This window comes from Niallia endozanthoxylica, assembly GCF_008710145.1.
Classification (GTDB): Bacteria; Bacillota; Bacilli; order Bacillales; family Cytobacillaceae; genus Bacillus_BD; species Bacillus_BD endozanthoxylica.
Window position 1 is genome coordinate 22,760 of record NZ_VYKL01000060.1, and the last position, 13,145, is coordinate 35,904.

At 40.3% G+C, this 13,145-nt stretch carries 14 protein-coding genes and 1 riboswitch; of the genes, 10 read left to right on the forward strand and 4 right to left on the reverse strand.

Annotated elements, in window-relative coordinates; genetic code table 11:
* Window positions 1-56: 56 nt before the first annotated feature.
* Window positions 57-359: a YwdI family protein gene (locus F4V44_RS25640; protein ID WP_150442817.1), complete on the forward strand. Its 303-nt coding sequence runs from the start codon at window positions 57-59 to the stop codon at window positions 357-359.
* A gap of 224 nt (window positions 360-583) precedes the next feature.
* A complete protein-coding gene (locus F4V44_RS25645) occupies window positions 584-955 on the forward strand; it encodes a DUF423 domain-containing protein (RefSeq protein ID WP_150442818.1) in 372 nt (123 codons plus the stop codon).
* A 121-nt stretch (window positions 956-1,076) separates the two neighbouring features.
* Here F4V44_RS25645 and gerQ read toward each other — a convergent pair whose 3' ends face one another.
* Complete coding sequence (gene gerQ, locus F4V44_RS25650) at window positions 1,077-1,613, reverse strand: spore coat protein GerQ (protein ID WP_150442819.1); 537 nt, start codon at window positions 1,611-1,613, stop codon at window positions 1,077-1,079.
* 622 nt (window positions 1,614-2,235) lie between these two features.
* The gene (hemQ, locus tag F4V44_RS25655) at window positions 2,236-2,979 is read right to left on the reverse strand and encodes a hydrogen peroxide-dependent heme synthase (RefSeq protein WP_150442820.1); all 744 of its coding nucleotides are present in this window, start codon (window positions 2,977-2,979) and stop codon (window positions 2,236-2,238) included.
* A 279-nt stretch (window positions 2,980-3,258) separates the two neighbouring features.
* On the opposite strand from hemQ, the gene pta reads away from it, so the two are divergent.
* Both pta and F4V44_RS25665 read left to right on the forward strand, forming a co-directional pair.
* Window positions 3,259-4,236: a phosphate acetyltransferase gene (gene pta / locus F4V44_RS25660; RefSeq protein ID WP_150442821.1), complete on the forward strand. Its 978-nt coding sequence runs from the start codon at window positions 3,259-3,261 to the stop codon at window positions 4,234-4,236.
* A 249-nt stretch (window positions 4,237-4,485) separates the two neighbouring features.
* A complete protein-coding gene (locus tag F4V44_RS25665; RefSeq protein ID WP_150442822.1) occupies window positions 4,486-5,325 on the forward strand; it encodes a lipoate--protein ligase family protein in 840 nt (279 codons plus the stop codon).
* A 129-nt stretch (window positions 5,326-5,454) separates the two neighbouring features.
* On the opposite strand, the gene F4V44_RS25670 is transcribed toward F4V44_RS25665, so the two are convergent.
* Window positions 5,455-6,183, reverse strand: coding sequence for an RsfA family transcriptional regulator (locus F4V44_RS25670; protein ID WP_150442823.1), 729 nt, complete (start codon window positions 6,181-6,183; stop codon window positions 5,455-5,457).
* Between the two features lie 525 nt (window positions 6,184-6,708).
* On the opposite strand from F4V44_RS25670, the gene F4V44_RS25675 reads away from it, so the two are divergent.
* From F4V44_RS25675 to F4V44_RS25690, 4 genes are all read left to right on the forward strand, one after another.
* Window positions 6,709-6,933 carry a DUF1450 domain-containing protein gene (locus F4V44_RS25675; protein ID WP_150442824.1) on the forward strand — a complete coding sequence of 75 codons (225 nt, stop codon included), beginning with the start codon at window positions 6,709-6,711 and terminating at the stop codon, window positions 6,931-6,933.
* A gap of 544 nt (window positions 6,934-7,477) precedes the next feature.
* A riboswitch (glycine riboswitch) is annotated at window positions 7,478-7,554 on the forward strand.
* A gap of 150 nt (window positions 7,555-7,704) precedes the next feature.
* A complete protein-coding gene (locus F4V44_RS25680) occupies window positions 7,705-8,883 on the forward strand; it encodes a phosphoglycerate dehydrogenase (RefSeq protein WP_150442825.1) in 1,179 nt (392 codons plus the stop codon).
* Between the two features lie 408 nt (window positions 8,884-9,291).
* Window positions 9,292-10,596 carry an HD domain-containing protein gene (locus tag F4V44_RS25685; RefSeq protein ID WP_150442826.1) on the forward strand — a complete coding sequence of 435 codons (1,305 nt, stop codon included), beginning with the start codon at window positions 9,292-9,294 and terminating at the stop codon, window positions 10,594-10,596.
* A gap of 35 nt (window positions 10,597-10,631) precedes the next feature.
* Complete coding sequence (locus tag F4V44_RS25690) at window positions 10,632-11,141, forward strand: YwgA family protein (protein ID WP_150442827.1); 510 nt, start codon at window positions 10,632-10,634, stop codon at window positions 11,139-11,141.
* 55 nt (window positions 11,142-11,196) lie between these two features.
* Here the strand turns inward: F4V44_RS25690 and F4V44_RS25695 are convergent, their stop codons facing one another.
* Window positions 11,197-11,379, reverse strand: coding sequence for a 2-hydroxymuconate tautomerase (locus tag F4V44_RS25695; protein WP_150442828.1), 183 nt, complete (start codon window positions 11,377-11,379; stop codon window positions 11,197-11,199).
* Between the two features lie 182 nt (window positions 11,380-11,561).
* On the opposite strand from F4V44_RS25695, the gene F4V44_RS25700 reads away from it, so the two are divergent.
* On the forward strand, window positions 11,562-12,227 hold the full coding sequence (locus F4V44_RS25700; RefSeq protein ID WP_150442829.1) for a site-2 protease family protein: 666 nt from the start codon (window positions 11,562-11,564) through the stop codon (window positions 12,225-12,227).
* A 217-nt stretch (window positions 12,228-12,444) separates the two neighbouring features.
* The gene (locus F4V44_RS25705) at window positions 12,445-12,954 is read left to right on the forward strand and encodes a YwhD family protein (protein WP_150442830.1); all 510 of its coding nucleotides are present in this window, start codon (window positions 12,445-12,447) and stop codon (window positions 12,952-12,954) included.
* Window positions 12,955-13,145: the final 191 nt, after the last annotated feature.

Consider the following 13,145-nt stretch of genomic DNA (forward strand, 5'->3'; position numbering starts at 1 on the left):
GAAAAGCGTAAGAGTGAACAACATATAGAAAATAACAGAATGCTCTGGAGGTCAAGATGAATATTTCAGTGGGCAAACTTCTAGATAAAATCGGAAAAGAGCTGCAGGAAGCGAAGCAAACGGGTTCAGATGCAAAAATACGTGAACACGCCTATGCGATGAAGACCCTTTGTGAGTTGATCTTAGAGTCACCATCACACGCAGCTGCGGAAGTTAGCGGGTCGGCTGTACCGCATCAGGCAGTGTCATTTCAACAGCAACCGATAAGTTTTCAGCCACAGTCTGTAACGATTCAGCCGCCGCAAAAAAAGCTGGAAGTAGAAGATGGTGCAAATGGGGATTCAATTTTTGATTTTTAGTAAGAAAAGCGGAAGCGCCTTGCTCACGAGAGGAACGCAGACTAAAAGCACCACATCCTGTGGCAACGTCTGCATGACCCGCATCCTGCGGGCCTCAAGCATAAGTCGAGTCGTCAAGAAGGCTGTTCTTTAACCTTCTTGACGGATATGTCTAGACCATCGAGGGGGTAGGCGCTGCAGCTAGGCATTAATCGAAGTATAGACTTTAGGAAAGGGAGAGAAGGATGAAATTATTTGTTATTCTAGGGGCCATAATGGCCGCCTTATCTGTTGCTTTAGGGGCATTTGGTGCACATATTCTGGAGGGAAAGCTTGAACCAAAATATTTAGATACTTGGGGAAAGGCCGTAACCTATCAAATGCTTCATGCTGTAGGATTGTTGATTGTAGGGCTATTGCTTGGCAAGGTTCATTCAAGCTCCTTATTGTCATGGTCTGGCTGGCTTATGTTTGTCGGAATCGTACTATTCTCCGGCAGCTTATACGTATTAAGTATTACAAAAATCAGCATGCTGGGAGCAATTACACCATTAGGCGGTGTGTCGTTCATTATTGCTTGGGTGTTAATTGTTATTGCTGCAGTGAAATTTTTATAAGGAAAAAAGAAGGGAGTCTGACGAATAGTCAGACTCCTTTTTATATTAATCAGTGGTCAGCTTTGGATATAAAGTGACAGGGAAGGTTTGCTTTATAGCAAAAATAAGTATTATTTTCTCCTTATCTCGGCGGATAAGTAGTAAGGTCAGCTGCAGCAGGCGCAGCAAATGGGTACTCATATTCCAACTCTTCGTCAAATGTGACATAGTCAAGATAAACCATTGGAAGTAAAATTCGTTGTCCTGTTTCCGGACTGCTTAGGATTAAATGGTCCCTGCCGGCAGCTTCAATAATGCCGACAAAAGTTTTGGCATTCCATTGCGAATTATTTTCAAAAGTCGCATAGACAGTTGCCAGTTTTCCTTTGTTCAAGCGAAGGATATTCTCAATATAGGATTGTTCAACCGGAAGCATGCCTGGTATAGAGGGGGCTCCTGTTCCTGGTACTGCCCCTGTCGGTGGAAACATCGGACCGGCTCCAGCTCCTGCAGGTGGAAACATGGTTCCAGGCATTGCTCCAGGCATAGCACCTGCTTGCGGGAAAACAGCAGGCTGCATCGGGCCGCCCATCGGAGCCCCTCCATAACTTGGTTGTTTATTTCCGTAAGATGGGTACGACCTGTAATACCCATATTGGTTATAATTTTGTTGGCTCATTCAATTCCCTCCTAATACTCTAATTACAAGCGATGAAACTTGCTTATGCATACTAAAGTAAATGGTTATAAAATGCAGGGTCAATCCAGGGATGAACACCCATGAATTCGACCTGCAGGTGTAAGCTGAATTCATGATGTAAAATATATCAAACTCACTAACTAATGGATATGGGAGAGGAAGGCCAAATATGACTAAAAAATGAGACTACCTAAAAATAGGAGAATTGGAAAGTAGATGACTCTGCGGCTATATTGTACATAGGCATTCATTGATTTATCCCACTCTTAACGGGCAGTAAGACTCCCACATCAAGAATCTGAGTATACAAAAGAAGATAGGTGGGAGATTAACTGCCCGTAAAGGTCCATTCGCGGAATTACAGACGAAGAACGCCACATTTGTGGCAACGTCTGTGTGACCCACATCCTGTGGGCCTCAACTAACCATCAGTGGGGATGAAGAACCCCCCACTGATGGAAGTTTCATTTTATCGCTGAATGAAACATCATGCGATAATATACTTTAAGCCATTTTCAATTGTAGGTAACAACATATAACACAAAAAGAGCCTCAGGCATCTGCCTGAGGCTCAAGTTATGTAAGTTCTTGTTTGCTTTTTTTACACATGTAAAAAGGTTTGGATTTTTTCATCTGCTAGATGGTTTCCAACAAAGAAGGATCCGAACTCGCCGTAACGAGCACTTACTTCATCGAAGCGCATTTCATAAACAAGCTTCTTAAATTGAAGAACATCATCTGAGAATAACGTAACGCCCCATTCATAATCATCAAAACCAACAGAGCCTGTAATAATCTGCTTAACAAGGCCAGCATACTGACGGCCGATCATACCATGGCTTCTCATTAAGTTCATACGTTCCTCCATTGGAAGCATGTACCAGTTGTCATTGCCCTGGCGGCGTTTATCCATTGGATAGAAGCAAATGTATTTTGATTTCGGCAAAATAGGATACAGTCGTGCACGAATTTGCGGATTCTGATAAGGATCTTCATCAGAAGAAAGGTAATTACTTAGCTCTACTACAGATACATAAGAATGAGCCGGAATTGTAAACTCGGCCAGCTTTGTTTTGTTGAATTCGTTTTCAATTTCGTTTAATTCTTCCATTGTTGGACGTAAAATCATCATCATAAAATCTGCTTTTTGACCAACAATGCTGTAAATAACATGACTTCCCTGTTCTTCCTTTTCTGTGCGGTTCCATTTGTCTACTAGACCTTGGAATTCTTGAATGGCTGACTCACGTTCTTCGCTTGAAGCCATTTTCCAAGTGGTCCAATCCATTGTACGGAAATCATGTAAACAATACCATCCATCGAGCGTTTTTGCTGCTTGACTCATCTATTTTCACTCCTTGTCCTTACAATACATTTTCATTCACTACTATAACATAGTTTTGCCATAACCTCATGGTTGAAACCCGAAAAAATCAGAATCATCATTTTTTGGGATATTATTTTAAAATATGTAGATAGTAGTAAAGGGATAATTTGATCAATATGAGTAATAATTTAGAAATATGACAAAAATAGAACATTTTTTAAGAAGCTTGTCAGTTCTTGAATTTTTATATTGGAAGGGTATTCTATTAGAGGGAAATAATCAAAGGAGTGTAAATATATGAGTGATTTATTCGAAGGCTTAAAACAAAAAGTAACAGGTCAAAACCTGAAGATTGTCTTTCCAGAAGGATTAGATGAACGAATTCTGACGGCTGCCGGACGTTTGGCGGAAGATAAGGTATTAACACCTATTTTAGTAGGAAATATCGAGCAAATTGAAGCAAAAGCAAAGGAATTGAATGTTTCTTTGGAATCGGCTGAAATTTATGACCCAGGAAGCTATGCAGCATTTGATGAACTTGTAGCTGCATTTGTAGAACGTCGTAAAGGGAAAGTAACGGATGAGGATGCCCGCAAAATCCTTTTAGATGAAAACTATTTCGGCACAATGCTTGTTTATACAAATAAAGCAGATGGCCTTGTCAGCGGTGCAGCGCATTCAACTGCTGATACAGTTCGCCCGGCCCTGCAGATTATCAAAACAAAAGAAGGCGTCAGCAAGACTTCCGGTGTATTTATCATGGTTCGTGAAGATGAAAAGTATGTGTTTGCTGATTGTGCAATTAACATTGCACCTGACAGCAACGATTTAGCTGAAATTGCCATTGAAAGCGCGAAGACAGCAGAAATGTTTGATATTGAGCCTCGCGTGGCTATGCTAAGCTTCTCTACAAAGGGCTCCGCAAAGTCTCCTGAAACAGAAAAGGTTTCAACTGCAGTGGAAGAGGCAAAGAAACGTGCCCCAGAGTTAATCATTGACGGTGAATTCCAATTCGACGCAGCGTTTGTACCATCTGTAGCAAAATCAAAAGCACCAGGAGCCGTTCTTCAAGGTGATGCAAGTGTGTTTGTCTTCCCAAGTCTTGAAGCAGGTAACATCGGTTACAAAATTGCTCAGCGTTTAGGAAATTTTGAAGCGGTGGGACCAATCTTGCAGGGACTTAACCGCCCGGTAAATGACCTTTCCCGCGGATGTAATGAAGAAGATGTTTATAAACTAGCATTGATTACAGCAGCACAGGCTTTGAAAAAATAAAGCATATTTTGAGGGGTACATCATCTTTTAGATGGTGTACCTTTTTTTCTGAAAAAATGTAATAGAAGCAGAGTGTTGATAGTGCCCGTAAAGGAGGAAAAGGCAGGCGGGTGGTCACTTAAGAGGATTGATAGTGCCCGTGGAGGAGGAAACGGAAGATGAAAGGTCACTATGAAACCTGCCTTTTTGCTCATCCCCACCGCATGCTATAATGAATACAACAACAGCATTACGTCAAGGAGAAAAATCATGAAAGACACAATGGATTTATTAGTTCAAGAGCGGTGGAGAGTGATTGATCAGTCTGTATCTGGTCTTTATATAAGTGCCCTGCAATCATTCGGGATAGATGATACACTTTGCGCTTCTGTTGGTTCGGGGGAAGCGCCGGCAACAGCAAGGGCCTGGGTTCACAAGCCTACGATTGTGCTCGGGATTCAGGATACAAAGCTTCCATTTTTAAAAGATGGAATAACCTATTTAGAAGAAAACGGCTATGAGGTAATTGTCCGCAATTCCGGCGGGCTGGCGGTTGTGTTGGATGAAGGAGTGTTGAATTTGACGCTTGTTTTTCCGGAAAAGACAAAAGGCATCGATATCAATCGCGGCTATGATGCGATGTGGCAGCTTGTAAAGGACATGTTTGCGGATTACGACAAGGTCATTGAGGCGAGGGAGATTGTCGGCTCTTATTGTCCTGGCAGCTATGATCTTAGTATAAATGATCAAAAATTTGCCGGAATCTCGCAACGGAGAATCAGAAAAGGCGTGGCTGTGCAAATCTACCTTTGTGTCAATGGCAGCGGGAGCGAGAGGGCTTCGCTGATTAAACAATTTTATGAGCTTAGTAAAAAAGGAGAAGAGACAAGACAGGAGTACCCTGAGGTTGTTCCTGAAGTGATGGCATCGCTGTCAGAGCTGCTTCAAGCGGACTTAACCGTTCAGGATGTGATGCTCCGCTTTTTGCAGGCACTGCAATCGAAGTCAGGAGAGCTTTTTGCTGCTTCCTTGTCTCCGGAAGAGGTTTCACTGTTTGAAGGCTATCATGAAAGGGTAGTAGACAGGAATCGAAAGGTAATGGGAGAGTAAAAAACTCCTGCAATAGCACTTCATTTTCAATCTATTGAACTATTTCGATATGAAATGCGGACTGTAAATAGACAAAACAAGGCAAAAAAAAGCCGTTTAAGCAACGGCTTTTTTTACTCTATCTTATTATTACTCAGCGACTTTTTCCAGATTACCGTTTCGGTCCATCTTAAAGGTTGTCGCTGGACGTTCTTCTTCTTCAAACAAGGCTAGTTTGCGGGCTCTGTTCATAATTTTCATTAACGTCTCGTAATCTTCCTGAATGGTTTCAGTATTTTGTTCCATCTCGCCAATCTTTTCTTCAAGCTCTTTATTAGTTCTTCTAAGCTCGGCAATTTCTCGTTTTAATCTTTCATTCTCATTTTTTAATATCTCAACCTGAAAACCTGAGTTTTTCATATTTTGCAGATAAGAGACAATGACATCGAGATTAATTCCGCTTGCAGACATGGCTGGTGAAGCATCTGTTGTATTCATATTAGCAGTCATCTCTTCACTCATTTCCATTGTCATATTTTCATTAAATACTTGAGTATCTGTTTGTGAGGTCAAGGTCTCAATTTCTTCCATACTCGGCTGCGGAGGAGAGTATAATAGTTTCTTCTTGCCGCCTTGATCTTTCCCCAAAATCCGTTGTCTTTGCTTGCGCTGTTTCTTTGCTAGCTGAAGCGCCTTTTCATAGTTATGGCGAACAACGGCATTCCAGCGGAAACCGCAGGCAGCGGATGTTCTATTAAGCTTATCTCCTACCTCTTCAAAAGCATTTAATTGTGTACTTCCTTCTCTTACATGTCTTAGGACAGTTTCAGCAAGCAGCAAGTCATTCTCTTCTGTCCATGCGTCTTGACGAACTTTCATTTCTTCAGCTCCCTATCATATTTTTGTATTTTTATAAAGCGTTATTTTCATCATGTCCAAATTTTTTAAACTTTATACAAAATGATTAAAAGGATAGTAGACTTATGTAAAAAGGAATGGTTTTTTGAGGTGAAACACATACTAATGAATGTGACTTTGTCTTATTATAGGTAAGAACAGACAGGAATTTCTCTTAGTGGAAAGGAGAATGGTACATTCTTCAGTTCTAGCTTTCAAAAATACTATCTTTTCATTGATAGTTTATCCGTAAGTGTAAGGTCATACTTGTAGAAATCAGCTTGCAATACTGAAAAAGAAGCGTTAAAATACCACATAGTGTAAATTGTACTAGTCTTATTTTTAATAAGGCTTTATTTATTAACATGGTTTAGATGAGTCAGAAATCTGGCTTATCAACATTGTTCGCTAACAAAGCTTTTAATAAAAGAATGAAAATGTGAGAAATCGTTTGTTGTCACATTTCTTATAGATGTGATTGAAATATTAGAAGGGGATGTATTCTTTATGGCAAATGAATTCCGTGTCTGTGACGATTGCCAGGCAGTGAATTTAAAAACGTTAGTACCTATGTTGAAAAAAATGGATCCGGAAGCAGAAATTCAAATCGGCTGCCAGTCCTATTGCGGTCCCGGCAGAAAGAAAACCTTTGCTTTTGTCAATAATCGGCCGCTTGCTGCTTTATCAGAAGAAGAACTAGAAGAAAAGATTAAAAAGAAGCTGAAAAAATAAGGATTCTCCTTGGACTTTGTCTAAGGAGATTTTTTAATTATATAGCATTGTTGATTTTTGTCTCATCAACATAGTTCGTTAACATAGCCTAATATAGAGGGAACCTGAATGAGGATGGAAGTAATCGAATCATTAACATACTTCCTAGAGAAGTTTACTTCTTTACGAATGAAAATAAAAAAAAATAAAAAAATGTTCGTGTTAATGTATTATTGATGTATTCGTAATGTAAGCGTTATCCTTTAAAAAACTAGGTTAAAGTCTTAATATCAAACACTTGATATGTTTTTTGAAATGAATTATAATTCAAACATTATATCAGTAAATTTTCTGACTTTTAATAAAAGACGAATGAAGGTGTTTTAGTATTAAAATATATTCGTTTTTCCAGAAATTAAATCAGATTAGAACTTGAATAAAAACTTTAGAGTTGGTAAAATTTAAAATTATTACACAATTATTCGACAAAATTTTTAAACTTTACAGTATTCATTATTTGAAAAAATATTCGCTAGCGAAGATGGTTATGGTTCAAGCTATAACAGGAGCGGCTTCTGGAGAGATTGCAATGCGCGGCGCCGAAGGGTTCACAATCTCAGGCAAAAGGACAGAAGAGTAACAAGTCTTATTTGTTATTCTTACATTTTGCAGGAGATTGGAGTTGAGTCCAATCTCCTTTTTTTATAGTCAACTAATTCAAAAGTAAGATTTATAGTTAACCAGCCATTTTTTAATAAAAACATAAAAAGCTAAAGGGGAGAAAAGAAACACATGTTCACAATTAAAACGTTAAATGCAATTGCTGAAGTCGGATTAAATGTATTCAAAAACAATGATAATTACACAATTGATAATGATGCACAAGCACCTGATGCGATTGTTCTTCGCAGCTATAACATGCATAATATGGAGCTTGATACAAATGTAAAGGCTGTTGCCCGTGCAGGAGCAGGCGTTAATAATATTCCTGTTAATGAATATACGGAAAAAGGAATTGTTGTTTTCAATACGCCAGGTGCAAATGCCAATGCAGTTAAAGAATTGGTATTAACCACTTTAATGGCTTCTTCCCGTAATTTATTTGCTGGTATTCAATGGACAAAAGGTTTAGAAGGCAAGGGAGAAGAAGTTCCTAAGCTTGTTGAAGCTGGAAAGAAACAGTTTGTCGGTAAAGAAATTAAAGGAAAAACGCTTGGAATCATCGGCCTTGGAGCGATTGGTGCCCGTGTTGCAAATGATGCGCTTCGTTTGGATATGGATGTTATCGGATATGATCCATTTATCTCTGTTGATATTGCTTGGAACTTATCTCGTAATGTACAACGTGCGATGAGCCTTGAAGAGCTTTATGCAAAGGCTGATTATATTACGGTTCACGTACCATTTACAAAGGATACAGGAGGAATGTTCAACAAAGATTCCTTCGCGATTATGAAGGATGGCGTTCATATTTTGAACTTCTCCCGCGGCGAGCTTGTGAATGAAGATGATATGGCTGAAGCACTTGAGAGCGGCAAGGTTGGTAAGTATATCACTGACTTCCCGAATGAGAAAGTATTAAAAATGCCAAATTGTGTCTGCATTCCACATCTTGGTGCATCTACTGCAGAATCTGAAGAAAACTGTGCGATTATGGCTGCTCATCAAGTAAAGGAATTTTTAGAAACAGGAAATATCGTAAACTCAGTAAACTTCCCGAATGCATCACTTCCTTACACAGGCAAACGCCGTGTAGCAGCCTTCCATCAAAATGTAAAAGGTATGGTCGGACAGATTACTGCTGTTTTATCAAACTATGATTTAAACATCGCGGACATGGTAAACAGAAGCCGTGGAGATTACGCTTATACAATCATTGATATCGATAATAAATTTAACGGCGATTTAACTCCTGCATTAGAAGAAAATATCGGTAAAATCCCAGGAATGGTTAACGTTCGTATAATCTAATAAATGAAAAAGTAAAGCATCTGTCCTTTGGCAGGTGCTTTATTTTTTGTAGAAGAATAGGATAGATAGAGTGCTTCTATATATATCCAATTTAGTACATCAGTATAGGAATTCTTTTCCTATCATGTACGAGTAGTAAACCGGGTTCTTCCGCTAGATATTTGACTCATTCGTGTGAAAAGTCCTTTTCACACGCCTTTCAGCTCTGCTGAAAGGTTTCATGACCATATTGCTATGAGTTAAATATCTGCTAGTATAAGTCGAAATATTAAAAGGACATATATAGAAAAGGCTGGTTTTTGTTGAATTTTGTAGAGAAGTGACGGAGAGATTGAGTATAATAAGAAAAGTATAAAGTGGCTGTCTTGGCGGCTGCCTATTCAGATTGAACAGAAAAGAGGGGAGAAAGTGGTCTATTCAGAGGAAAAGTTATTGGAAGAAAAGGTATTCAAGGACCCTGTGCACCGCTATGTGCATGTGCGTGACCGGATGATTTGGGATCTAATTGGAACGAAGGAATTCCAGCGTCTGCGGAGAATTAAACAGTTAGGGACAACCTATTTGACCTTCCATGGAGCGGAGCACAGCCGGTTTAACCATTCACTTGGAGTCTACGAAATTGTCCGGCGTATTGTGGATGACGTCTTTGAGGGGCGCCCTGGCTGGAGTCATGACGAACGGCTGCTTTCCCTCTGTGCCGCGCTGCTCCATGATTTAGGGCATGGACCGTTTTCTCACTCCTTTGAAAAAGTGTTCCAGCTGGACCATGAATATTTTACACAGGCTATTATTTTAGGAGATACAGAGGTAAATGCCGTCCTTAAGAGAGCAGGGGACGACTTTCCGAAAAAAGTAGCCGAAGTGATTGCCAAAACCTATCAAAACAAACTAGTCATCAGCTTGATTTCCAGTCAAATTGACGCTGACCGGATGGATTATCTGCAGCGGGATGCCTATTTTACAGGGGTAAGCTACGGTCATTTTGATATGGAGCGAATTTTAAGAGTGATGCGTCCAAGAGAGGACCAGGTTGTGATTAAGAAGAGCGGAATGCATGCGGTTGAGGACTATATTATGAGCCGTTATCAAATGTATTGGCAGGTGTACTTTCACCCAGTCACCCGCAGTGCAGAGGTTATTTTGACTAAAATTCTGCACCGGGCAAAGGCACTTCATGAAAACTATTATTCCTTTAAGTCCCATCCAGTTCATTTCTATTCCATGTTTGAAGAAGAGGTTACATTGGAGGATTATCTGAAATTGGATGAATCTGTTATTCTCTATTATTTTCAAATGTGGCAGGAGGAAGAAGACCCAATATTGCGTGATTTATGCCGCCGTTTTATGAATCGGAATCTATTTAAATATGCTGAGTTTGAGCCGGCAAAGGAATATAAAAAGCTAGCGGAGCTGTCCACCCTGTTCCAAAAGGCAGGAATGGATCCGGAATATTATCTTGTTGTCGATTCTTCTTCGGATTTACCGTATGATTTTTACCGGCCGGGTGAGGAAGAAGAGCGTCTGCCGATTCAGCTATTAATGAAAAGCGGCGACATTCGCGAGCTTTCAAGAGAATCGGAAATTGTAGATGCCATATCAGGTAAAAGAAGAACCGATCATAAGCTATATTATCCGCTAGATTTCATTTGTGATGATTCCTCGAAGAAAAATATTAAAAAGCAAATCCGCAAGCTGCTGGATATAGAAGATTGAATTGTCAATCGATATAGAAGTAGGAGTTGAAAAATTTGTTAAAAGATCATGCTAAGGTCATGCAGGCTATTGCAGCCTCTGGAGAAGTGATTGGTAGAAAAAAACTTCAAAAGATGATTTATATCTCAAAAAAATTATCCTTTCCATTCGGAGAAAAATTTCAATTTCATTTTTATGGACCATACTCAGAGGAGTTAACGGTGCAGGTGGAAGAGCTTTGTAACATGAGATTTTTAGATGAAGTAAAGGAAAAAAAGGGCGGATACTATCAATATCGTTATACCGTAACCGATAACGGAAAAGAGTTTTTGTCTGAAAATCACGTTGACATCCCCCATTTGCAGGAATGTTTAACAGATATGAACAGCCAAAGTGCAAGATTCCTTGAACTTGTCTCGACCGTATTATTTTTTGATAATCTTCCAAAAGAAGAAGTGGAGGAAAAGATTTTTACCTTAAAAAGCAAACAGCGTTATACAACGGATGAAATTGACAGTGCCTATGAATATATTGCTGCGTTGAGGAAGATGACGGAGCTTCAATAGAGTAAAATACAGTGCTTGAGGGCACTGTATTTTTTGGGTGATGGATTTTAAGAGATTAGTCGATTAAGCGTTTGCCCGCAACGGAATAATTGTCTTTCGTCATTTCTTCAATGAAGACAACGACGCTTTCCTTTGATGCACCTGTTGTTTCAATTACCGCTTCTGTTACTTTTTCACAAAGTGCTTTTTTTTGCTCATCTGTTCTGCCTTCAAACATTTTAATTGTCACATATGGCATAGTTATCAGTCTCCTTAAATGGGTTGGTATGTATCAAAGGTGAGCTCCACCTGTTACCTAGTGTACCACAAATTTTCCCATTTATTTTCAGATTGTTAACCTTAGAGATGGCATCATTTTTCACTTTAACATGGTAATCATGTATACTTTTATTCAAAGAGTTGAAAAAGGAGTTTTGCCGTTTGGACTCATTCTCGCAGTTTTTGGCATACCCGTTAGAAAAAATTCCATATGTTGCATTAACACTGATTATTGCCTTTTCCGTCCATGAATTTGCGCATGCCTTTACAGCCTGGAAATTTGGTGATGATACGGCAAAAAATCAGGGAAGGTTGACCTTGAATCCGGCGTCGCATTTAGACCCCATTGGGACGATTCTGATTTTTATTGCTGGATTCGGCTGGGCGCGGCCGGTACCGGTTAACCGCTTTTTCTTTAAAAAGCCGCGCGTGGCGGGGATTACCGTTTCCTTTGCAGGCCCCTTAAGCAATTTGATTATGGTCTGTATTGCATTTGTGATTTGGTATGGCTTGGTGGCCTCGGGGCTGGCTGTATCTCTTCCGTCGTTTGTACCGGAGTTTCTTGATATTTTCATTCAGCTGAATGCCGTGCTGTTTATTTTTAACCTGCTTCCTCTGCCGCCGCTCGATGGCTACCGCATCCTTGAGGATCTGGCACCGTCCGATTTACGGGCAAAAATGACGCAGTTTGAGCAGTATGGAATGCTGATTTTCCTGATCCTGGTCATCACGCCGCTTGACCAATACACCATTCAGCCCATTTTCGGCACCGTACTGCCATGGCTGGTAAATGGATTAAATGACTTTTTTTATAGCTGGTTTTTTTAAAAGAAATGCTGTGTCTAAGTTCAGTGTTTATGTTGTAACTCGTTGATTGGAGCGGAAGGTGCGAGACTCCTGCGGGAGGAAGGGTCAGGGGAGACCCCGCAGGTGCGATAGCGCCGAGGAGGCTCCCCGAACCGCCCTAAGGTGCGCGAAGCACCTGGAGCGGAAATCAACTGGTTATGCACAAACTTTTTAAAAGAATGAAAGGAGAGTTTTATAAATGGAAGAAAAAAAGAAAAAGAAGCTTGAGTTTAATATTATTAAAAATGAACCGCTGGATGGACATAAGGGGTTTGGAAAAGGTGCGTTGAGCCTTGATAATGTGTCGCCTGTTATTATTGATGTTGAAGAAGGTGATGCGGTCATTGATATTGGCGCCATGCATGCAAGAAGTGTGGTGGAAAAGGGAATTAAATTTCTGCCAAATAAAGATGAGGTTCCAAACGGCAAACCTTATTGGCTTGTATGGGTGACGGTTGACCGTGATGAGAGAGGACCTCACTATGCAGGCGTGACAGCGTGCGAAATGACAGTAGACCGTGAGATTCGCAGAGGCTATAAATCGCTGCCAGAGCATGTGAACCGGATGGATAAATCGATTAAACGTCATATTATTGTCGATCATATGGATGAAAAATCTAAGGGCATTTTGCGGGAATTCTTACAGAACCATGATGCTGGTATGTGGGAAAAATCAGCGCAGCAATTGAAGGATGATTTAGGAGCTTGAGCTTAGGGGGAACCCTAGGCTTTTTTTGTTGTGTGCCAGAAGGATGATAGTGCCCGTGAGCGTAGGAGAGCCAGGTTGAGGGTCACTATAGAGGGATGATAGTGCCCGTGAGCGTAGGAGAGCCAGGTTGATGGTCACTATAGAGGGATGATAGTGCCCGTGAGCGTAGGAGAGCCAGGTTGATGATCACT